The sequence below is a fragment of the Arenicella xantha genome, from assembly GCF_003315245.1.
Lineage (GTDB): Bacteria > Pseudomonadota > Gammaproteobacteria > Arenicellales > Arenicellaceae > Arenicella > Arenicella xantha.
In genome coordinates, this window is the sequence record NZ_QNRT01000003.1 from 19,335 (window position 1) to 39,996 (window position 20,662).

Sequence of the window (20,662 nt, forward strand, 5' to 3'; positions counted from 1 at the left end):
TTTGCCTGGTGGCAGATTCAAGCGCTGCGCAAAGATTTATTCGCGGATACATTGTCAGTGGTGGCAACGACCTTCGTTGTTTGCTCTGAGCGTTTTGGGCCAATACGTGATTGCTTGATTGAGCCGATACCGGCGACATCAATTGCGATCGATTTGGTGGCGGCAAAGTCTATTGCTTCGGTCTGAATCAGCTCACCGCCAATGCGGCACGCGGTTGCGTAGTCCACGTATGCTAAGCGATTTGCGTTGGCGAATTTGTTAGGGTCTCGATCGTATAAGCCATTCACATCTTTGAGCAGTCGTACGCTTTCCAACCCTAGTGCATGGGCAATGCACACAGCGCTAATATCGCTGCCGCCGCGCCCCAGCAGCACACATTCGCCGTGTTGGTCAACGGCCGAGAAACCTGGCACCACAATCACCGGCGTCTGTGCTAGCGCCGAATTGATCTTAACTGCATTTATACTGGTGGGAGTTGCTTTGGTGCGCTCGCCATGCGCAACAAACTCAAGGTCAGCAGGTGTTTGGCAAGACGCTTTTAAGTCGTGTTGGGTCAGAAAGTTAACCAAAGCCGCTGCGGATTGAAATTCGCCGCTAGCGATTAATGTTGCAAACTCAACAGAATCGGTACTGAGTTGTTTTGCGGTTGCTTGTGTAATTAACTGTTCGGTCATTCCGAAAAATGCTGAAACGACGGCGATGACGTTAATGTTTTGCGAGCGATACCGATGGATTTCTGAATGGATTCGCTCGAAATCGGCTTGGCTGTGAAGAACTGAGCCACCAAATTTCAATACGATGGTTTCTGTGTTTGCGGCGCCTTTTGGTAGGCTCAAGGCTGTTGTTCCGCTCAGGGCTTCTGTTTCGCTCAGGGCTGCTTGTTCGCTCAGGGCTGTTGTCTCGGTGCTCATGGGGTACTCGTAACTAGCTGGTCAATGGTTGTGTGTTTCGACACTGTTATTCACAATAAAGGAGTAGCGTCGAAGGACATGTGGCCAATCAGGGGAAACATCAACCAAGCACCAACCGAGAAGGATTCTCGTTCGGGCTCGCTTTAGCTGAATTTATTTCCGCGCCCGCAATCGGAGTCAAATCGGCGCCATGGGGGGACTATATCAAATTATTGAATTTGAATCAGTAAATCTAAAATGACACTCGAATCAACTGTCGTTTGACCTTCTGTTGTTCGAGTGGTTGGTCTTATTGGTCATTTAATGTGGCACTGTTAAGTGCGAGTTTTCTGTTTGTGAAAATAGTGATAAAGAATAATAAATTTATGATAAACATAAAATATGTTTTGTAAAAGATTGTTTTTTGAAGTAAGCTGACCCTATGGATATCCGAATTAATCTTGACGTGGAAATGGCAAAGAACAAGATGTCTCTAAAAGAGTTGTCTCATCGAATTGGCATTTCCATGACTAATTTGTCGCTACTCAAAACTGGCAAAGTTAAGGCCATACGTTTTTCGACGTTGGCGGCTATTTGCCGAGAGCTGGGTTGTCAGCCCGGTGACATTCTTGAGTATGTTGGAAGTGCGGCCACCGACGGCGAAGCTGTTTCGTCATGACAGTCTATTTTGGAACAACAATATTGGAGAGCGGTGATGCAAAATAATGATTACATCTTACCTGGAGTCGCTGCGATTGCGTTAGCGATACTGTATCCGTTGTATTGGATAGGCGAGTTAACTGGAAGTGCGCTGAGTATCTCGGCTGCGGCATGGGAAAATATGCTAATGCTGACGTTTTCAGATGTGCTGTTTTTAGCGATCGGACTGTTGGTGATTTATGTATATCTAAGCGTTAAAACTATTCTGAATGACCAGTTGAATTTTAAACGCATCGATTTATTGTTGTTGATCATGGTCGGCGTAAACGCCATCTTTATTGGTACTTTGAGCCTCGATTTGGCCGCGGCCATCCTGCCGGATGCGATTGTGATGCAGAATAAAGACCTGTTGTTAGCCGTCGGCTTCTCGCTCACGGTTGGCGTGATTCTAGTGTGCGGATTGTTGGACGTTGTTATTGGTTTGGTATTACTCGCGAACGCCAGCAAGTTACCTACTTTGGTGAAAATATTTGCGGTTATGACGTTGATCCAAGGTGTCTTTGAAGTCACCGTGGTTTTTTCTCCAGCCTCGATCGTGATCTTCCCGGTTTCTCTTATCGTGTTGGCGGCTTTTTTCTTAACCAAGCCGGAATCGATTGAGGTGGTTTAGCCTCATGTCTGCTAAACAACAGGGCTTAGTTATCGGCTCAAATTGATTCGTTAACCGAATTGGTGCGGCTATTGTGAGTTTTGTCGACGCTCCAGTTGCTTGATTGTTAGTGAACAAAAAAGCGAAAACGCTGTACATACGTCAAATTTACTGTATGGTGCAGACTAGCTTAAAGATTCAGCCAGTTTAGATCCTTCGTATTTCGGTTATCTCCTCGTAGTTGTTACATCCCGCTTAGCCTATCCGTTGTTACTATTTTAGTGCCCTCGTATAGTAGAAATAGTTGCTTGTTACCCTCCAGAAGTTTTTACCTTTTCAAAGTTTATAAATCCCCGCTTCAATTTTTCTGCATCATCGCCTCATTGAGGCATTATAAATTTTATATATTTAAAGGTAATACACATGTCTAATACAACAACTGGAACTGTAAAGTGGTTTAACGAAACTAAAGGCTTTGGCTTCATCGAGCAAGAATCTGGCCCTGATGTTTTCGCACACTACAGTGCTATTTTGGACTCTGGTTTCAAAACATTGCAAGAAGGCCAAAAAGTTGAGTTCAACTTAACTCAAGGCGCAAAAGGCCCACAAGCTGAAGCGATTGTTTGCGTCTAGATTTGGATGCTGCTGAACGTAGTTCAGCTTCAGAGTGCTGATTAATTTGGCACTCTGACAAAACATAGATCAAATCGGCCGATTGCTAAATCGCCGACTTGCTCAAAAAATCCAATCTCCGATTCATTCGGTGGTTGGATTTTTTTTTGCTTTATAGTGATGGCTAGTTTGTAGTTAGGTGCTAGCTGAGTTCAGCTAAAAAATCACCGGCGAACAGAGCTCAAGACTCTGTTCGCCGGCGCGCTCTTCTGGCTAGCCGGTAGATCCCTTGGGGCTAATTTATTGCCATTATTATATTAAGTCGAATCTATCTAAATTCATTACTTTGTTCCATGCTGCGATAAAATCTTCGATGAATTTCTCGTCAGCGCCACTGCTGGCGTATACCTCAGAGATAGCACGCAACTCAGAGCTTGATCCGAACATTAAGTCGACTGGAGTTGCCGTCCACTTCAGTTTGCCGCTAGTACGGTCGTGACCTTGGTAAATTCCAGCCTGCGTGTCAGACTTAGACCACTGTGTCGACATATCCAATAGATTGACGAAGAAATCATTGCTTAGCGTGCCGGGTTTGTCTGTGAGCACGCCGTGTGCCGCTTCACCAGTATTGGCGTTGAGTGTACGCATTCCTCCGACCAACACAGTCATCTCTGGAATACTCAGAGTTAACATGTTCGCACGATCAATCATCATGGCGCCCGGTGATCGAGTGCTGCCTTCAGCAAAATAATTGCGAAAGCCGTCCGCACTGGGCTCAAGAGCGGCAAAAGATGCAATATCCGTTTGCTCAGGGCTGGCGTCGGTGCGCCCCGGTGTGAATGGAACCGAGATTGAGTGGCCTGCCTGTTTGGCTGCTTGTTCAATTGCTGCAGCACCTCCAAGTACTATCAAATCGGCCAACGATACGCGCTTGTTGCCTCGTTGAGCCTCGTTGAACTCTTGTTGTATTGTCGCAATGCGCTCGAGCACGTTTGCTAACTCTTTAGGATTGTTGGCCTCCCAGTCTTTTTGCGGTGGGAGACGTAATCGTGCCCCGTTTGCTCCGCCGCGCATATCGGTGCCACGAAAACTGGCGGCTGATGACCATGCAGTTCTGACCAGTTGAGACGTGCTTATACCTGAGGCAAGCAGGCTATTTTTGAGGTTAGATATATCTTTAGCGTTCACTAGGTCGTGGTTTAGTGCGGGAACTGGGTCTTGCCAAATCAATTCTTCGCTAGGTATATCGGCTCCCAAATAACGCGCGCGCGGGCCCATGTCCCGGTGAGTGAGCTTAAACCATGCTTTGGCAAAGGCTAACTCAAAAGCCTTAGGGTCTTTTTGAAAGCGTAGAGCGATCTCACGATAACTTGGGTCGACTTTGAGCGAGAGGTCGGTAGTGAACATTATGGGTGCATGTCGCTTAGATTTGTCGTGCGCATCAGGAACCAAGTTGGCCACTTGACCGTTGGCCGGAACCCATTGTACTGCGCCGGCGGGGCTTTTGGCTTGAACCCATTCGAATGCGAAAAGGTTGTCTAAGTACTGTGAGCTCCATGCAATAGGATTTGCTGACCATGCGCCTTCTAATCCGCTGGTAATGGTGTCGGCACCGTTGCCTGTACCGCATTTATTTTTCCAACCAAGGCCTTGCTCTTCGATCCCCGCGGCGGCAGGTTCTCGGCCAACGCATTCGTCTGGTTTTGCAGCGCCATGAGCTTTGCCAAATGTATGGCCTCCAGCGATAAGTGCGACCGTTTCTTCGTCATTCATAGCCATGCGAGCAAACGTATCACGTATGTCTTGGGCTGCAGAAAGTGGGTCGTGGTTGCCATTTGGGCCCTCAGGGTTGACATAAATTAAACCCATTTGTACAGCGGCTAACGGTTTTTCAAGTTTTCGGCCTTCGCTATAGCGCTCATCGCCTAAGAATTCAGTTTCAGGGCCCCAATAAACTAGGTCTGGTTCCCAGTCGTCGGTGCGCCCTCCAGCAAAACCAAAGGTGTTGAAGCCCATCGACTCAAGTGCGACATTGCCAGTTAGAACCATCAGATCGGCCCAGGAAATAGCATTACCGTACTTTTGTTTTACCGGCCATAATAACCTGCGTGCTTTATCTAGGTTAGCGTTGTCTGGCCAACTGTTTAAAGGTTCAAAGCGTTGTTGTCCGCCGCCTGCACCGCCGCGGCCATCTGACACGCGATAAGTCCCTGCACTGTGCCAAGCCATGCGAATGAAGAATGGTCCATAATGACCGTAGTCCGCTGGCCACCAGTCTTGCGATGTCTTCATAACCGCCTCAATGTCGCGCTTTAGTGCGTCGAGATCAACGCTGTTAAATGCCGCGGCGTAGTCAAACTCCGAACCGAGCGGGTTTGATTCAGCGCTATGCTGTCGTAGAGGTGAAAGGTCTAAATTGTCTGGCCACCAAAAGTTGTTAGGCTTGGCTTGCCTAGCGGCGCCGGTAATCGGGGCTGTCGCAGCGATGATGAGCGTGGCGGCGGCTAATAAGGGGATAGTCTTTTTTAACATGATATTCGCTCCTTTGCGTGGTATATGGATATTTAACTTTATCTATCCCTAACAAGATAAATCGATTGATGTCAAGAAACCAATTCAATTATTAGATGGTCATTATCGGCTTTTCTGATCGAACTAAATCGATTGCCGCTGTTATACAAAGAAATAGTTAGCGCCCAATAGCGCATCTTAGGTTGGATCGAGCGGTGAGAGTGATGCTGGAGAAGTAGTGGTATCGGCGTTTTCGAGCACCGGTTTGTTTTGATCTTTATACTGCTCCAGCTATTTATAGAACCGAGGAAGGCGGTTCACGTTCGGCGGAGCTGAATACATTTATGTTATTTTTTGACGTTGGTAAAGGTCGCGAACGCTCTAGAATGCTACAGCCAGCCGTTTTCACGAGCGATTCGAAACGCTTCAATGCGATTGCCCGCACCTAGTTTCTGAGTAGCTTGAGCCAAGTAGTTTCTGACGGTACCGGCAGATAGATGAAGCTGTTTGGCTATGCGTTTATTGGTGTGCCCAGCCTCGGCCAATCGTAGAATTGCCCGTTCACGATCACTTAATGGGTCGCTTGTTGCCCACGCGGCTTCTGCGAGAGCCGGGTCAATGACGGTTTGCCCGGCAGCAATTCGTCGTACTGTTTGCGCGAGATCTTCGCTTGGTGCATCTTTTAAGACGTAGCCTGATACCCCCGCGGCGCGCGCGCGCTCTAAATACCCCGGTCGTGCGAAGGTGGTTACCACCAGAACTTTGGTGGCGAGGTTTAAGCGTTGAATTTCCTGCGCTAGTTCGATGCCTGATTTATTAGGCATTTCGATGTCAGTAACCAGCACGTCGGGACGCAATTTTTTCACGTGTTCTAATGCTTCGCTGCCGTCGCAGGCTTGCGCTAAAACTTCAATGTCAGCTTCTAACGATAACAGTGTGGCGAGAGCACCGCGTAGCAGGGATTGATCCTCAGCGAGAATAGTCGTAATCATAATGTTAGTGAGTCAGTGGAATAGTTAATGAAATACGCACGCCGGCTAGCGTGTCGATTTGGGTGCGACCACCGAGATCGTCGATGCGTTGCCGTAATCCACTAAGTCCGGAACCTTCGGAGGTGATGGTGCCTTTGCCGTTATCATGGATGATTAATTTAAATGTTTGTTGGTTTTGCTCGAATACTAACTGAGCTTTGTTCGCGCGTGCGTGACGTACAATATTGGTGGTCGCTTCGCGTACCGCTAGTCCTAAGGTTCGGTCGACGTGCGAATCAAGTTTTGGTAGTTCACCAACTACCTCTAAGTCGACTCCCGCGGAGGTCAGTATAGAGCGTGCGCGGTGCAACTCTTTAGCGACACTGGTTTGGTTCATGTTGGCGACGGCTTCTCGAACATTGGCGAGTGCTTCGCGTGACGTGTGCCGTATTTCCTCTATTTCTTGTTTGGCTCTAGCCGGGTCGCGTTCAATTAGTTTGCTCGCAACCTCGGATTTCAACGCGACCATGGTCAGGGTTTGGCCGAGCAGATCGTGTAAGTCTTGCGCAATGCGTTCACGTTCGGCCAAGGTAGCCATTTGGGTATCGTGGTCACGCGATCGCCGTAATTGTTCGACTTGCTCATCTTGGCTAGCACCGTAAATGCATCCGACACCGATCGCAAAGCCGGCGACCAGCGGAAATGAATAGACCCACCAAGGTTGGTTAGTGGCGACGGTGAAAATGATAAACGAGAAGCTAACCAGCGCCAGCCCAATCCAAGCTCTGCGCTCCGGTCGCGTATAGGCCGTGAGTACGCATGCGTAGATATGAAATACAGTGAAGCCGCCGTTAAACTGAGATAGCACAAAGCCGATCAAAACAAAGGCGACAGTGTGCGGAATATTGTCGCGCGATGGGTCCCTAAACGCTAAAAAATAAACCGGTAAGAAAACCATAAGACCAACAATGCTAGCAATGATATCGGTCTTACTCGGCGACTGGAAAAACCACGGCGTAATATAGAATACCAAGTAAATTAGGTAAAACTCGGGTCTGGAGCCAAGGGCTTTTATATTGTTTGCCTGGAATTTCATTGTGATTCGAGAGTAACACTCTTTAGTGAATACTTATATTTTCCGGGCCTAGGGCCAGCGACTATTGCGAAGCCAATCAGTTGTTTGGAGTCGAGTCCGTGAAATTGCTTTAGAGGCAATCGAAACGTTTGCCATTCCTCTGTAAGGTTGAATGTCTGTGCGGGCGGTGCGCCAGCCATGCTGCCGGAAAAGCTCAATGCTTGGTAGACTCCGGGGGAACCTTTGGCCATGAAAGACAGTTCATGATAATCGCTGATGTCTAAGGCTGTATCGCCAAACAAGCCCGCCCCAGCCCAGGGAAACATGAAGCCTTGTTGCACGTTAGCTTGAACTTCTAGTACACCATTGGTTCGCCGTAGTTTGGTGCTGGAGTTACCGCCGGTCATACGGTCATCGGTGGTTGCCCAGTTTAAGTTTGACGGCCCGTTTAAGTCTTGTGCAAACTGACTGAGATAGCCACTGGAAATTTTAGAGCTGACGACATTAGCCGAGGTGGTTGTGCGATTCACTGCAAAGCCATTTTTATAAATTTGGTGTAGGTTTCGTGTGGCATTAATATTTTCAATGGGGTTGTTATCGAGGAGCAAAAAATCAGCTCGCTGACCGACCGAGATTCTGCCGCGGTCGTTAATTCCAAACGCTTGCATAGGCAAAATGGTTGCTGCGCGTAAAGCTTCTCTAGGAGTTAGTCCGGCGCTGACCAGCATAGTTAATTCTTGATGCAAGCTTGCGCCATAGGTGGTTCCTGGGTTTGGAGCGTCTGACCCAGCTAAGATCATGATGCCTGCCTCATGCATACGACGGACATTTTGTTGGGCTAGTTTAAAGTTGAACCCTGGCCATGTCGCGTCACCAAAATCGGTTTCTAATTGTTGCCGGCTAGCGCTGTTTAAAAAAGGTTTAATGGATGGGTCGTTGGCAAGTATTGCGCCGCTTCGTTGGTGGTCAACCGTCGCAAGCACCGATAATGTGGGGATCACAAAAATAGAGTTTTCGAGCGCTAAATCTAGAAACTCCTGCGAGACCGCTTGATCGGCAAATACATGTACTAAGCCATCGATGCCCGATTCCAGCATGGCGGTCGCGTCGTCAAGTGTGTCGATATGTGCGACCGCTAGTAATCCGGCGTTATGCGCTGCCTCGATAACCGCGGTTGCGGTTGCTCGATCAATGCTGCTAAACATTGAGTTGTTGGGCATGTAAACCAATTTTATGAAGTCGCTCCCCTCCGCTTGACGCCGGGCTACCCATTGCGCGGCCTGTTCTGGCTTAGTTAGAGTGTCGACGTGAATGCCGAATTGCGTGCCGTGACCACCGGGAGAGGTTGTCAGCATGCCGGCACTAAACAGATCTGCTTTATCGGTTTTGGTTAACGCGTTTCGGTCAGTTTTGGCACTACTAATTACGTCGGCTGAGGTGAACATGTCGATGCTGGTGGTGATGCCGAAATTTAGTGAGTCGGACAGCGCCGATCCGAAGTTGTGTGTATGCGCATCAACTAATCCGGGAATGAGCCATTTTTCTGACGCATCGATGATTGGAAGCGCATCGCTAACTAGATCATTTCCGACGTGTTGAATTATTCCATCGCGAATCTCAATTGTGGCGTCGCGTAACACTTGTTCTCCGTCAAATACGTGGGCATGTTTAATAATAAAGCTATTGCTGTTAAGCACTACAGAATGCGGTGTTGGTAGAAGGCTAATGACACCGATGGCGAGCATGGACACGCTAGCTAGCGTGATCCAGAAGATTTTTTTTAACATGAGGAGTACCTTTTAATGAATGGGCTAGCGCTGACGCGCCCAACTAGCAATGGCTAAGCTGCCGAGCGATGCAGTCATTACACTGATCCAAATGAGATTCAGTTGTGGACTGCGCTCGCCTGGCGCGCCAATAACGCATAAAGCGAGTTCGGCGAGGTGAAATGACGGAGTGAAGGCCGATAGGGTTTGCATGGGGGCAGGGAACATAAAGACTGGGAACCATAGCCCGCCGAGAATAGCGAGCCCTAGAAACACAATGTTCGAGACCGCAACGGCTCCTCCGGAGTTCAAAGAAAAGCCAAGGATTAAGCCAATTAATACAAACGGTACGGCGGAAAATAAATGCAATACAAATAATAGGGTCCACGTACCACGCGGTAATGCTACTTCGCCTAAAAATCCGGCAATTAAATAGATTGGAAGGAGCGCTGCTGCGCAGAACAACAAGGTGGTGATAAGTTTGGCTGATATATATGCAAAGGCTGGTGCCGGTGCAGCGCGTTTGAGCTGTAACCAGCCACGGTCGCGTTCGTTGGCCACGCCGACGCCAAAGCCAAAAATCGACGGACCCATCACCGCAAATACGCCGTATGTCGCGAGTAGATAGGGCGCATTATTATCGGCGCCAGGCAATACGACGCCGAATAATGTGTAAAACGCCATTGGCATTAATAAGGTTGGGAGTACAAACTCTGGGGCGCGCAGAGCCTTTAATATTTCGGCGCCGGCTTCATTAAGGTAGATATTCATATCGTGTCCTGAGATTTGTGTTTGGCGAAAAGATAAATTTGAGCGAGCTAACCGTTCGAGGTTAGGCGCTTAAACGCGTTCTCTAAGGTCGGTTTGGTTACCGTTAACTCAGTGACTAGGTCGTCTAGGCTGAGTAGTTCGCGCAAGGTCTGTGTGCCACTATTGGTCAAAATTTCAATAAATCGGCCGGATGTTTGAACAGTTTGAACGCCAGTCAGTGCTGCAAGGTGGTTTTCGTTGAGGCTTGTCTGACAACGAATGACCGCGCCACTTACCGCCGCGCGTATGTCTGCGCTGGCCGCATTGGCGATAATTTTTCCGGCGTTCATGACAATGATGTGGTCCGCCAAGGTATCGGCTTCCTCTAAATAGTGCGTGGTCAATACCACACTAGTGCCTTGCTCTCGTAGGTCGCGAATGGTATTCCAGAGCACGCGGCGCGCATCGATGTCTAAGCCGGTAGTGGGTTCATCGAGAAATACCAGTTGTGGACGACCAACAATGGCTAATGCGAATTGCACGCGGCGTTTTTGGCCACCAGATAGCTTCTTATAACGGGTATCGGCAAATCCATCTAGCTCACAAAGAGTCAGCAGTGCATTGATGTCGTGCGGTTTTTCATAGTAAGTAGAAAATAGGCTGATGTGTTCGCGCGCGGTCAGTTGGTCGGGTAAGTCAGAATCCTGCAGCATTACCCCGATGCGTCGCTTTATGTCGATCTTTCCGGCCTTTCCGCCGAGAACCGTGATCGAGCCACTACTCGGTTGTTCGAGTCCGAGCGCGCAATTAATCAAGCTTGTCTTGCCTGCGCCATTCGAGCCCAATAAAGCGGTAATCCCACCGTTTGGAAAGCTTAGGCTGATTTCATCCAAAGCGCGTGTTGTACCAAATGTTTTTGTTAGCCGATCAATGATGATTGGTGAGCCATGAATAGGTTCGAGCATTCGACCTCCGATGAGCCGTCTGTAGTGTAGCGTCTACTATGCCTATGGATGGTTCGGCTAACTATTGATGGGTATCACCACTTTTAGGTGACATTTGTCATATCAGAGCTTTTGATATAGGCAGTAGCGCGACCGCGATGCCTCGGTCATACTGACATTACTTGTTCTGCCAAAATGCGCTGTGTAACGCTATGCCTCAAACAAAATGCCGACTTGTGTACGACGGCGAATGCCCTGTATGCCGGCTGTATTGTGAATCCATTGAGCTGGAGTCGTCAGCGGCTAATTTGATGTTGGTGGACGCCCGCCAAGATCATGAGTTGATAGATGAAGTAAACAAAGCGCAGCTCGACCTCGATCAAGGCATGGTGCTGGAGGTTGACGGCAGTCTGTACTACGGTGCACAAGCACTGCATGCATTGGCTGGATTTGGTCGTCGGTCTGGGGTATTTAACCAAATAAATTATTGGCTGTTTAAGTCTGAATCACGGGCTAATCGTTTATACCCACTATTACGTGCACTTAGAAATGGGCTATTAAAAGTGCGTGGAAAACCTAAGATCAATAATCTAGAGCAACCCAACAATGATTGAGTTGAGGTGGCTGGTTAAAACCCTCACTCTTATCCGCTTGGAATAATCGCTTCGACGCCTAAATCCATACAAGCTTGGTAGATTTGTTCGCAGGTTTCGGAAATTTCGTTTAAATCGGTGCCTTTAACCACAAAGATAACGCGATATTGGCTGATGGTTGAGTCTTTGTCTTGTGGGTAGCTGCCGATGTCTATGTCTGGATGGCGGTTCTGTATCGCTTCCAGTGCTGCAGCGATTTCACCTTCGCCAATATTGGCGTGTACGCTGGCGTTATGGATCGCAACGCCGGTTTTTAGGTGAGCCACGATGCCGTCGAGCATGATGCGCATAATTCTGGGTACTCCGGCCATCACATACACGTTGTCGATGCGATACCCTGGTACGATCGATTGATCTGTTTTGATCATTTCAGCTCCTTGTGGCGCGTATGCCATACGCTGAGCTGCTGCCGTGAACTCGACTCCTTTGCCGGACAAGTAAGCGTCGATAAGGTCATATACTTCTTGTTGAATGACATTCTCCACGCCGAATGCGGCGGCAATAGAATCTGAGGTTATATCGTCGTGGGTCGGGCCGATGCCGCCAGTGGTAAATACATAATCATAGCGTTGTCGCAGGGCGTTTACCGCGGTCACAATTTCGGCTTCGATATCTGGCACGATTCGCGTTTCACGCACTCGAATTCCGCGTTGCTCTAAGGTCTTTGCGATGTGCGCTAGGTTTCTATCTTCTATGCTGCCTGACAACAATTCGTTGCCAATTAATAGAACGCCTGCAGTAAGTGTATTTTTCATAATATTGTCAGTAAGCCAAGACTAGTCAAAACGAGGTCTTGCAGAAATTTTGTGGTTAAATAATACCCTAGGTGAGATTAAATATTCGTTGCGCATTTTGGCTAGTAACCTCAGCAACCTGCTCCACGCTAAGGTTTTTTATCTCGGCTACCGCGGCCAACACAAACGGCAGGTACTCAGGGCTGTTGCGCTCGCCTTGGTGTGCTGACACCGTCATGTCCGGCGCGTCAGTTTCCAATACGATGGCGCTCAATGGCAACTGTTTAACCAGCGCTCTAAGCTTGCTGGATCGTTCGTAGGTAAGCATGCCGCCAAAGCCGAGCATGAAACCCATTTCGTGGTATTTATGCGCCTGTTGAATGCTGCCATTAAAGGCGTGAATCGTGCCGCCTGCTACCACGGTGTCGCTAAGGAGGTTCAAGCAAAGGTCGTGTGCTTTACGATTATGAATTATCACCGGTAAATTGTGCTGTTTTGCTATAATTAGCTGCTTAACAAAGAAAAGTTGCTGTTTTTCACGATTCGCTTGAGTGCTGCTTTCTGGATTCTTGCCACCTGTGTTCGATTGCGGTCTTTGGGCTGCATAGAAATCCAAGCCGATTTCGCCAACCGCAACAGGTCGGTGGGTTTCGATTAAGGTGTCTAGCTGCGATAAATGTTGCGGTTGATGGTGTTCAATGAATTGTGGATGTAAGCCGAGCGCAAAGTGCAATGTTGGGGTCGACTGACTGAGGTTGATGGTGCGTTGCCATGTGTCTGCGGTGACGCCTGGATTGATAATTGTTTGCACATTGTTAATCGCACAGCGGTTCAGCACCTGGTCTCGATCTTCATCAAATACCGCAAAATCCAGGTGGCAGTGAGTATCAATAATTGCAGGTGTGGTGCTCATTTTTTAAGTTTAACGTATTCAATATCTATTTAGCATTTATTCCGATGGCAAGTATGACGGCATCTAATTCATCTCTCGATGACGCACAATTCGAACGCCGTTTCGGTGGTGTTGCGCGCCTGTATGGTGATCGTGGTTTAGCGAAGCTTAGTAATGCCCATGTTTGTGTTATCGGTATTGGTGGCGTTGGCTCATGGGTTGCTGAGAGCTTGGCCCGCAGCGCTGTGGGTAGCATCACGTTGATTGATATGGATGTGGTGTCTGAATCCAATATTAATCGTCAGTTGGTGGCAACTGCGGATACTATTGGGCGCGATAAAATACGGGTGATGCAGGAGCGGATTGCTGCCATTAATTCGCGTTGTGTGGTTCATCCGGTGGACGAGTTTTTAACTCGTGACAATCTAGCCGAGCTTATCCGCCAAGATTTTAATTATGTGGTCGATTGTATTGACGATTACCGTACTAAAGCGGCGTTGATAAACTATTGTCGTCAACACAAAATCAATATTGTGTCCGTTGGTGGCGCTGGTGGTCAAATTGACCCTACGCAGATTCGTCGCTGTGACTTATCTAATACACAGCACGACGTGCTACTGTCTAAGACACGTAAATTACTTCGTCAAGAGTATGGTTTTGCGCGAAACCCAAAGCGGTCATTCGGTGTGCCGTGCGTGTACTCTGATGAGCAGTTGGTGTATCCCGATGGCGCTGGTGGAGTTGGCGCACAACGGCCAGTGGCCGATCCAAATAATCGCTCGTCCAACGCCTTGAATTGTGCTGGTGGAATGGGTTCAATCACGCACGTAACCGCGAGCTTTGCGTTTGTCGCATCTGGGTTCGTAATTAATGAGTTGGCACATGCTTCCGATTAATGCTTGTTTTTCCACTCCTCAACAAGACATCGTCTTGTGTACACTCAATGCTCGTTACATCCATTCTGCATTCGGTCTTCGTTATCTGAAGGCAAATTTAGGTGAGCTTGCGGAGCGCTGTGAACTCATCGAATACACACTCGATGCTCGCCCCGAAGACATTGTTGAAGAGTTACTCGCGCGCCAGCCGTTAGTAGTTGGTTTTGGCGTGTACATATGGAATGTGGTGCAAACTCTAAAAGTAATCAGTTTGCTAAAAACGGTATCGCCAGAAACAAAAGTAGTGTTGGGCGGGCCAGAAGTAAGTTATGAACAACAAGGGCAAGAAATTATAGCGCTGAGTGACTACGTAATTACCGGTTGGGGCGAAGTGAGTTTTGCTCAGTTAGTTGGTGAACTGTTACAAGGATCCGAGCCGCCGGAGCGGATCATAGCTGGCGTTCAACCTAAGCTCGATCAGATTGCAATGCCGTATCATTTGTATACGGAAGACGATATCGCAAATCGTTTGTTGTATGTCGAAGCGTCTCGCGGTTGCCCATTTAAATGTGAATTTTGTTTGTCGGCGCTGGATAAAACCGCATGGCCATTTGATTTGGAGCTATTTCTTGCTGAAATGGATACGCTGTACCAGCGTGGTGCGCGACACTTTAAGTTTGTGGACCGCACTTTCAATTTAAAAATTAAAAACAGTCTGCGTATATTGGACTTTTTTTTGGAGCGGCTAAGCGACGATCTATTTTTACACTTTGAGGTGGTTCCCGATCATCTACCGAATGCCCTTAAACAGGCGATTACCAAGTTTCCAGCTGGGACATTACAATTTGAAATTGGTATTCAAACCTTTAATCCCGAGGTTCAACAACGGATTAGTCGGCGTCAAGACAATACTAAGGCGCAAGAGAATATGTGCTGGATCCGTGAACACAGTGATGCGTACATTCATGCAGACCTGATATTCGGTTTGCCGGGCGAGACTCTCGATAGTTTTGCCAATAGTTTTGACCAACTATTTGCCTTGCGCCCGCATGAAATCCAAGTCGGCATCCTCAAGCGTTTGAAGGGATCGCCGATCGTTCGGCATACCGATGCACATCAGCTGCGATTTAATCCTAATCCGCCGTTTAGTATTGTGTCGAGTGATACGGTTAGTTTTGCTGATGTCCAACAAATCGGGCGCTTTGCGCGTTACTGGGACTTGGTCGGTAACTCTGGCCGATTTAAAAATACCTTACCACTATTGGTTAATGACAAGCCATTCGAGCAATTCTCTAGGCTCGCTGAGGCGATTTACCAGCGAACTGGGCAAACGCATAAAATTTCGTTACTGCGTTTGTTCGATCTAGTGTATCAAATAGGGGTTGAGAGCTTCTCTGTGGCTCCCCAAGCGCTCAAGTCGGCTGCGACCTTAGACCACCAAGCATCGGGACTAAAGTCCATGCCTAAGTGTCTCGGGCGCGACGGCGTAGCGAAGAAAACGCTGAATATCGACGCTAAGGTCGGAAAAAATAACTCGACTCGACAGTCCCGCCATACCTGACCAGTTTAAGACAAGCGAGTGCAGTATTTGTCATTTGAGTGACAAAAATATACGCCCGATGTCGCAAATTGTCATAGAATATATGTGTTTAATATCAATGACTTATATGATTTGTGATAATTTGAAAAAAAGTTCTTAAAGGGTTTGTTTCTTTCTCTCTCTAGCAGTATAAATAAGTCATCGACAGCCCGACAGGGGGGCTTTGAATAGCCAAGTAGAAAAGTTTCTATTTTGTCTGACAACTGTTTTTTACAGGGGGACGAATGAAAGTTAACGACAATATGGTAGGCCTATTACAGAAAATAATGAGTCGAGAACCAGAATACGAGCACAGTCTTACAGAAGATGATTACATCTCAGAAGATGTAGGTACTGAGCTGATACAGATTTATCAATCAACATCAAATTTGGAAACGCGGGAGTTAATCACGGGTTTCATGCACGAAGCGGGTTATAGGTGGCTTCGACGCTTGATTACTCGTGATGCAGAGCATCAAGTACATTAAGTACTCTGTGGTCTTGGGTTAGTAGAGTAGGGTCCAAAGCTCAAGACAATGTGGTGGGGTAGGCCTAATCCTAAGGCGCTCGAAAGAGTGCCTTAGGTTAGGTTTTTTTTTGTCTGGCGTTTTTCTTTAGGGCGCGTAACGGGCATAATCCAATTCTTGTTCTCGCACACTCTGTGCTGAGTCTTCTAAAAGCAAAGAATTAGGAATTTTCATGATTAAACAAAATACCGTCGTTACGATGCACTATGAGTTGAAAAATGCTCAAGGCGAAGTCCTCGATTCCTCTAAAGACCAAGAGCCATTGGTTTACCTGCACGGTGCTGGCAACATCATCGTTGGATTAGAGGAGCAATTGGAAGGAAAAACGATAGGCGACGAAGTCAACGCAGTAGTGCCACCTGAAAAGGGTTATGGCTTGCCAGTCGATGCGCTGATCCAAACAGTGCCACGCGAAGCATTTGGTGCAGAGATTGATAAAGTTGATGTCGGCATGCGTTTCCAAGCTGAAACCGAGCAAGGCCCAGTGCCTGTGGTTGTAACTGCAATGGACGATACATCGGTGACTGTCGATGGTAATCATCCGCTTGCTGGCCAAGAACTGCATTTTAACGTTAATGTGTCTGCCGTACGCGAGGCTTCTGCTGAAGAAATCGAGCATGGTCATGTGCACGGCGTCGGCGGACATCAACACTAAGTGATTTTAGCCCTCGTTGTGGTTTGCCGTGGGCATCCGAAAAATTGATGACTGATAATAAACGACAAGGGCTATCTGAGGGTACGTTGCATGAGCAGTTGACTGATTCGAGTAAGTCAGCGTTTGCGCGCTACCAAGATTTGGCGTTAGGCTCTGGGAGTCTGTGGTACCTGATTAAATATGAACTGATCATGTTATTTAGTTCATGGGTTCCTGGCGCGCTCGGCTTAGTCCTCAGAAAGTTTTTATACCCTCGTATCCTGAAATCGGTCGGTCGCAACGTAGTTTTTGGACAAGGTGTGACAATTCGGCATGGTAATAAAATCGTTATCGATGATGGTGTCATCATTGATGACGGTGCTGTGTTAGATGCTAAAGGCGGTGCAAACACCGGCATACAGATTGGCAGCAACACGATTGTGAGTCGAAATGTAGTGTTGTCGTGTAAAAATGGCAACATCTCGATTGGTGCCGGTTGTACGATCGGCATTAGTACTTTAGTGCACGCCATGGAAGGCAGTGACGTGGTGATGGGCGATGAAGTATTGATCGGAGCCTTTAGTTACTTTATTGGCAGCGGCCCGTATATTACAAACAGTTTATCGTTACCGTTCAAGAAGCAGGGGATGCGTCCTTTGGGTGGTATTCAGATTGCCAGTAATGTCTGGTTCGGTAGTCACGTACAAGTGCTAGACGGCGTAAGTATTGGCACTGGTAGCATTATCGGGGCGAGTACAGTCGTCAATAAAAATGTTGCTGATTATGATGTCGTGGCAGGCGTGCCGATGCGGTTACTGAAGAACCGGCAAGCCGGCTAGACTAAACCTTGCATTAAAGTCAGTTACGCAAGTATGTAACAGACTCTGCGTTATGATGTGGCTTCGATTAATCGGCGGCATTGCCAAATTTAAAAGCTATGGTTCGACACATTCTGCGCATCGGTCTGTCAATAGCGGTCTCGCTGCTGATCTTGGCGCTCTTATTGCAACTTGTCACCTCAGGCCTTCCGGCTCAAGAGCGCCCCAGTGTGCTTACTGCCTTGCAAAATACCTCGATGAGTTTGGTAATGGCTTATGGCCTGTTAAGCCTAATCGCATTATTTGTGCGTGCTTATCGTTATCGATTACTGATTCAATTAAGTGGTTCTGATGTATTGCCGACAATCGGGCAAATGGCAATTGTGACTGGTATTCGAAATATGGTTGTTGACCTGCTCCCTGCACGACTCGGTGAGCTGGGTTATGTCGGGCTGCTTAATCGTGGTTATGGCGTTAAGCTTCAGCATTGTATTAGTTCTTTAACCATAGCCATTGCCTTCGATTTTGTGGCTGTATTAGTTGTGATCGCGTTGATTGTGGGCAAGCAGTTATTTGGCGGAGATCTGCAGGGTTGGGCGTTGGCTGCGATGTTGTCAGCGCTAGTCTTGTCGTTGGTGGCATTGGCGGGTTTGTTTGTCATCACGCCGTGGTTCAATAGGCTAGTGCAGCAACGAAGTGGGTCGGTTTCAACCACCTCGTTGTGGGGCAAAGGGCTGTCATTATTAGACGATTTCAGCAAGAGTCTTCAAGCCGTTGGTCAAGCACGTAAGTCAATATTGATCGTCTTGCTGTCAGTCGGCATACGACTGTTAAAGTATGCTGGCATGTATTTATTGTTTCTTGCCGTGGCGCTACCAAATTTCGATAGTTTGAACGGTATTCCAATGGAGCACACGATTGGCGCGTTGATCGGGGGAGAAATCGGCGCGAGTATGCCAATTCCTACTTTTATGAGTTTTGGTGCGTACGAAGCTGGGTCTGCATTGGTGTTTCAATTGCTTGGTGTGGCGGATCAGGCTGCCGCTGTGGTGACAATGCTGTGTGTACATATCTGGAGTCAATGTATGGATTATTTATTAGGTGGCACTTTACTTGCGCTCTTTATTTTTCTGGTTAGGAGGGCGAAAACTGAGTCGCCACTCGAGGCAGCTGACTCGGGTCTAACAATTAAGTCGGCTTCGACGTTGGCGTTGGCAGCTGGCGCATTAATAGTTAGTTCAGGGTTTTTAGGCTATCAATTGTGGGCCGCGAGTAAACTGGGGTCCCTGACGCCGCCGCCAGCTGGCGCGGCTGACATTGCTGGACAATCCGCTAAAGAGCGCTCGCGAGCTGAGCTTGCTGGGCTACAAGGGTTTGTTGTTTTCAGTTCTAATCGCGATGGCAATCACGATATTTTCAAGCTCGACTTAGCCAGTTTTGAACTGACTAAGCTGACAAATCATCCGCATACTGAAACCTACCCGAGAGTGTCATTTGATGGTACTCGAGTGATTTTTTCGCGTGCCCATCAAGACTGGGTGTCGCAGCGTAATACGGTCGCTTGGGACATCTATCTGCTCGATTTAGTCAGTGGAACTGAGTCTAAGCTGGCTTCCAATGCTACAGCGCCGGAGTGGATAAGTAATAATGAGATTGCGTATTTGCAGTCAGGTCAGAATGTGATGCGGCTTAATGTTGAAACACTCAAGGAGGCTGCTGTATTGATTCCTGGCCTGCATAATAGCTTGCCGAAAAATGCGTCGCTGCAAAACCCTAGCGTGAACGGCGCTAGTGGTGAGGTGAGTTTTACTGGTAGGCAATCTGATATCGGTTCACCGCATGGTCATTGGGGAACCGCGCTGGTTGACGGTACAGGCAATAAAAAGATTGTGCCTATTTTAGAAGGATGTGAGTTAAGGTGGCGGCGTGATGGCACTAGTCTATTTCAAGTTACTAAAGGCGGTCGTGATAACGACCTACGTATTGTTAGTGTGTCGCCTGACAGTTTAAAAATCGAGCCGTTAATCGATTTGGCTGGCGAGTTTAGCCATGAATATTGGCCTATCGAATCAAACGACGGTCGCTATATTGTGTTTGGTGCGAGTCGCGGCAAGAAAGACCATGAACACGACGTGGCAGATTATGAAATCTTTCTGTGGAAGCATGGCTCAGACCCGTCTACGGCTACGCGGCTGACCTTTCATACGGGTAACGATAATTGGCCTTCGGTCTATATTCAGCAAGGAACAGAGTAATGTCGTTAACAGTTAGGGAGCTATTTTTACACCCTTTGAAGTCGGCTGCAGCGATTAGCGTTACCTCGCTTGATTTTGATCGGCAAGGACCCAGGCATGACCGTCAGTGGATGGTAGTTGATCAAGCTGGTAAGTTTGTTACGCAGCGGCATCATCCCAAAATGTGTCTAATTCGCCCGCAAATTGAGCATGGTTGTTTGCTGGTGAGTGCGCCAGAGATGTCACGCCTTGCGGTGCCAGCATCGATTTCGACTAGGCAGGTTACGGTATGGCGGGATTCTGTAAGCGCCGGTGATTGTGGCGACCTTGCCGCACAATGGTTCTCCGACTACCTTGGGTTTGCTTGCCGTCTGGTGGCTATTGCCCCGCAGACCAATAGGTTGGTGGATACCGACTATGCAAAAGCCGGTGAGACGGTTGCCTTTGCTGATGGGTTTCCGCTGCTAGTAGCATCACAAGCGTCGCTTGATGAATTGAATACCCATTTGGATGACCACATCGATATGCGCCGATTTCGCCCCAACGTCGTGATTGATGGATGCGATCCTTATGCCGAAGACGATTGGCGTCAACTGGTAATTGGGGACATCGAGTTACTGCTAGTTAAACCCTGTTCGCGCTGCATTATCCCATCGATTGACCCTGCTACTGGAGTCAAGCAATTGCAGGTCAATGCGGCCCTTATGGCGACCCGACGCCGAGGTAGGCAGACGTTTTTCGGACAAAATGCTGTGCATCGCGGAGTTGGATTGATTGAAGTTGGGCAGAGTGTCACAGCGAGTTGAGCAATGACGTCATCGTTGGTTAGCAAGCTAGTGAGTGAGCTTTCAGTCGTCGTTACTTAGATCTAGTTAGGCACTTCAGGTG

20 protein-coding genes are annotated in these 20,662 nt (G+C 48.0%); 11 read left to right on the forward strand and 9 right to left on the reverse strand.

Features of this window, described 5'->3' with window-relative positions; all coding sequences use genetic code 11:
- Positions 1-17: 17 nt before the first annotated feature.
- Positions 18-911, reverse strand: a complete 894-nt coding sequence (locus tag DFR28_RS11995; RefSeq protein ID WP_113954612.1) for an amino acid kinase family protein — start codon at positions 909-911, stop codon at positions 18-20.
- 421 nt (positions 912-1,332) lie between these two features.
- Between DFR28_RS11995 and DFR28_RS12000 the strand changes: the two genes are divergently transcribed.
- The 3 genes from DFR28_RS12000 to DFR28_RS12010 all read left to right on the forward strand — a co-directional run bounded on the left by DFR28_RS12000 (position 1,333) and on the right by DFR28_RS12010 (position 2,832).
- Positions 1,333-1,569, forward strand: coding sequence for a helix-turn-helix domain-containing protein (locus DFR28_RS12000; protein WP_113954613.1), 237 nt, complete (start codon positions 1,333-1,335; stop codon positions 1,567-1,569).
- A 36-nt stretch (positions 1,570-1,605) separates the two neighbouring features.
- Positions 1,606-2,220 carry a hypothetical protein gene (locus DFR28_RS12005; RefSeq protein WP_113954614.1) on the forward strand — a complete coding sequence of 205 codons (615 nt, stop codon included), beginning with the start codon at positions 1,606-1,608 and terminating at the stop codon, positions 2,218-2,220.
- Positions 2,221-2,622: 402 nt separating this feature from the next.
- Positions 2,623-2,832 (forward strand): cold-shock protein, encoded by a 210-nt coding sequence (locus DFR28_RS12010; RefSeq protein ID WP_113954615.1) that lies wholly within the window; start codon positions 2,623-2,625, stop codon positions 2,830-2,832.
- Positions 2,833-3,123: 291 nt separating this feature from the next.
- Here DFR28_RS12010 and katG read toward each other — a convergent pair whose 3' ends face one another.
- The 6 genes from katG to DFR28_RS12040 form a co-directional block, all read right to left on the reverse strand.
- Complete coding sequence (gene katG / locus DFR28_RS12015) at positions 3,124-5,343, reverse strand: catalase/peroxidase HPI (RefSeq protein WP_113954616.1); 2,220 nt, start codon at positions 5,341-5,343, stop codon at positions 3,124-3,126.
- A 368-nt stretch (positions 5,344-5,711) separates the two neighbouring features.
- On the reverse strand, positions 5,712-6,314 hold the full coding sequence (locus DFR28_RS12020) for a response regulator transcription factor (protein WP_113954617.1): 603 nt from the start codon (positions 6,312-6,314) through the stop codon (positions 5,712-5,714).
- A gap of 4 nt (positions 6,315-6,318) precedes the next feature.
- The gene (locus tag DFR28_RS12025; RefSeq protein ID WP_113954618.1) at positions 6,319-7,389 is read right to left on the reverse strand and encodes a sensor histidine kinase; all 1,071 of its coding nucleotides are present in this window, start codon (positions 7,387-7,389) and stop codon (positions 6,319-6,321) included.
- Positions 7,386-9,155: an amidohydrolase family protein gene (locus DFR28_RS12030; protein WP_113954619.1), complete on the reverse strand. Its 1,770-nt coding sequence runs from the start codon at positions 9,153-9,155 to the stop codon at positions 7,386-7,388. Before DFR28_RS12030 ends, DFR28_RS12025 begins: the two co-directional genes overlap by 4 nt.
- A gap of 24 nt (positions 9,156-9,179) precedes the next feature.
- Positions 9,180-9,905, reverse strand: coding sequence for an ABC transporter permease (locus DFR28_RS12035; RefSeq protein WP_113954620.1), 726 nt, complete (start codon positions 9,903-9,905; stop codon positions 9,180-9,182).
- 47 nt (positions 9,906-9,952) lie between these two features.
- Positions 9,953-10,849 carry an ABC transporter ATP-binding protein gene (locus tag DFR28_RS12040; RefSeq protein ID WP_113954621.1) on the reverse strand — a complete coding sequence of 299 codons (897 nt, stop codon included), beginning with the start codon at positions 10,847-10,849 and terminating at the stop codon, positions 9,953-9,955.
- Between the two features lie 191 nt (positions 10,850-11,040).
- Here DFR28_RS12040 and DFR28_RS12045 point away from each other — a divergent pair, with 191 nt between their 5' ends.
- Positions 11,041-11,442 (forward strand): DCC1-like thiol-disulfide oxidoreductase family protein, encoded by a 402-nt coding sequence (locus DFR28_RS12045; RefSeq protein WP_113954622.1) that lies wholly within the window; start codon positions 11,041-11,043, stop codon positions 11,440-11,442.
- Positions 11,443-11,471: 29 nt separating this feature from the next.
- Here DFR28_RS12045 and DFR28_RS12050 read toward each other — a convergent pair whose 3' ends face one another.
- Together DFR28_RS12050 and DFR28_RS12055 are read right to left on the reverse strand one after the other, a co-directional pair.
- Positions 11,472-12,236: a competence/damage-inducible protein A gene (locus tag DFR28_RS12050; RefSeq protein ID WP_113954623.1), complete on the reverse strand. Its 765-nt coding sequence runs from the start codon at positions 12,234-12,236 to the stop codon at positions 11,472-11,474.
- 67 nt (positions 12,237-12,303) lie between these two features.
- Positions 12,304-13,128, reverse strand: a complete 825-nt coding sequence (locus DFR28_RS12055; protein ID WP_113954624.1) for a TatD family hydrolase — start codon at positions 13,126-13,128, stop codon at positions 12,304-12,306.
- Between the two features lie 53 nt (positions 13,129-13,181).
- On the opposite strand from DFR28_RS12055, the gene tcdA reads away from it, so the two are divergent.
- The 7 genes from tcdA (at position 13,182) to DFR28_RS12090 (ending at position 20,580) form a co-directional block, all read left to right on the forward strand.
- Entirely contained in the window at positions 13,182-14,003 is an 822-nt protein-coding gene (tcdA, locus tag DFR28_RS12060; protein WP_113954625.1) for a tRNA cyclic N6-threonylcarbamoyladenosine(37) synthase TcdA, read from the forward strand.
- On the forward strand, positions 13,990-15,543 hold the full coding sequence (locus tag DFR28_RS12065; protein ID WP_113954626.1) for a B12-binding domain-containing radical SAM protein: 1,554 nt from the start codon (positions 13,990-13,992) through the stop codon (positions 15,541-15,543). The genes tcdA and DFR28_RS12065 overlap by 14 nt, the downstream gene beginning before the upstream one ends.
- 263 nt (positions 15,544-15,806) lie before the next feature.
- A complete protein-coding gene (locus tag DFR28_RS12070; protein WP_113954627.1) occupies positions 15,807-16,049 on the forward strand; it encodes a hypothetical protein in 243 nt (80 codons plus the stop codon).
- Positions 16,050-16,260: 211 nt separating this feature from the next.
- Entirely contained in the window at positions 16,261-16,743 is a 483-nt protein-coding gene (locus tag DFR28_RS12075; RefSeq protein ID WP_113954628.1) for an FKBP-type peptidyl-prolyl cis-trans isomerase, read from the forward strand.
- Positions 16,744-16,790: 47 nt separating this feature from the next.
- Positions 16,791-17,561, forward strand: coding sequence for an acyltransferase (locus DFR28_RS12080; RefSeq protein ID WP_113954629.1), 771 nt, complete (start codon positions 16,791-16,793; stop codon positions 17,559-17,561).
- Positions 17,562-17,659: 98 nt separating this feature from the next.
- On the forward strand, positions 17,660-19,795 hold the full coding sequence (locus DFR28_RS12085; protein WP_113954630.1) for a lysylphosphatidylglycerol synthase domain-containing protein: 2,136 nt from the start codon (positions 17,660-17,662) through the stop codon (positions 19,793-19,795).
- Positions 19,795-20,580 (forward strand): MOSC domain-containing protein, encoded by a 786-nt coding sequence (locus tag DFR28_RS12090; protein WP_113954631.1) that lies wholly within the window; start codon positions 19,795-19,797, stop codon positions 20,578-20,580. Before DFR28_RS12085 ends, DFR28_RS12090 begins: the two co-directional genes overlap by 1 nt.
- The last annotated feature ends 82 nt before the right edge of the window (positions 20,581-20,662 follow it).

Bases quoted from the DNA above. Each gene is read 5' to 3' on its own strand.
- DFR28_RS11995 (WP_113954612.1), bottom strand. From the start codon at position 911: ATGAGCACCGAGACAACAGCCCTGAGCGAACAAGCAGCCCTGAGCGAA.
- DFR28_RS12000 (WP_113954613.1), top strand. From the start codon at position 1,333: ATGGATATCCGAATTAATCTTGACGTGGAAATGGCAAAGAACAAGATG.
- DFR28_RS12005 (WP_113954614.1), top strand. From the start codon at position 1,606: ATGCAAAATAATGATTACATCTTACCTGGAGTCGCTGCGATTGCGTTA.
- DFR28_RS12010 (WP_113954615.1), top strand. From the start codon at position 2,623: ATGTCTAATACAACAACTGGAACTGTAAAGTGGTTTAACGAAACTAAA.
- katG (WP_113954616.1), bottom strand. From the start codon at position 5,343: ATGTTAAAAAAGACTATCCCCTTATTAGCCGCCGCCACGCTCATCATC.
- DFR28_RS12020 (WP_113954617.1), bottom strand. From the start codon at position 6,314: ATGATTACGACTATTCTCGCTGAGGATCAATCCCTGCTACGCGGTGCT.
- DFR28_RS12025 (WP_113954618.1), bottom strand. From the start codon at position 7,389: ATGAAATTCCAGGCAAACAATATAAAAGCCCTTGGCTCCAGACCCGAG.
- DFR28_RS12030 (WP_113954619.1), bottom strand. From the start codon at position 9,155: ATGTTAAAAAAAATCTTCTGGATCACGCTAGCTAGCGTGTCCATGCTC.
- DFR28_RS12035 (WP_113954620.1), bottom strand. From the start codon at position 9,905: ATGAATATCTACCTTAATGAAGCCGGCGCCGAAATATTAAAGGCTCTG.
- DFR28_RS12040 (WP_113954621.1), bottom strand. From the start codon at position 10,849: ATGCTCGAACCTATTCATGGCTCACCAATCATCATTGATCGGCTAACA.
- DFR28_RS12045 (WP_113954622.1), top strand. From the start codon at position 11,041: ATGCCTCAAACAAAATGCCGACTTGTGTACGACGGCGAATGCCCTGTA.
- DFR28_RS12050 (WP_113954623.1), bottom strand. From the start codon at position 12,236: ATGAAAAATACACTTACTGCAGGCGTTCTATTAATTGGCAACGAATTG.
- DFR28_RS12055 (WP_113954624.1), bottom strand. From the start codon at position 13,128: ATGAGCACCACACCTGCAATTATTGATACTCACTGCCACCTGGATTTT.
- tcdA (WP_113954625.1), top strand. From the start codon at position 13,182: ATGACGGCATCTAATTCATCTCTCGATGACGCACAATTCGAACGCCGT.
- DFR28_RS12065 (WP_113954626.1), top strand. From the start codon at position 13,990: ATGCTTCCGATTAATGCTTGTTTTTCCACTCCTCAACAAGACATCGTC.
- DFR28_RS12070 (WP_113954627.1), top strand. From the start codon at position 15,807: ATGAAAGTTAACGACAATATGGTAGGCCTATTACAGAAAATAATGAGT.
- DFR28_RS12075 (WP_113954628.1), top strand. From the start codon at position 16,261: ATGATTAAACAAAATACCGTCGTTACGATGCACTATGAGTTGAAAAAT.
- DFR28_RS12080 (WP_113954629.1), top strand. From the start codon at position 16,791: ATGACTGATAATAAACGACAAGGGCTATCTGAGGGTACGTTGCATGAG.
- DFR28_RS12085 (WP_113954630.1), top strand. From the start codon at position 17,660: ATGGTTCGACACATTCTGCGCATCGGTCTGTCAATAGCGGTCTCGCTG.
- DFR28_RS12090 (WP_113954631.1), top strand. From the start codon at position 19,795: ATGTCGTTAACAGTTAGGGAGCTATTTTTACACCCTTTGAAGTCGGCT.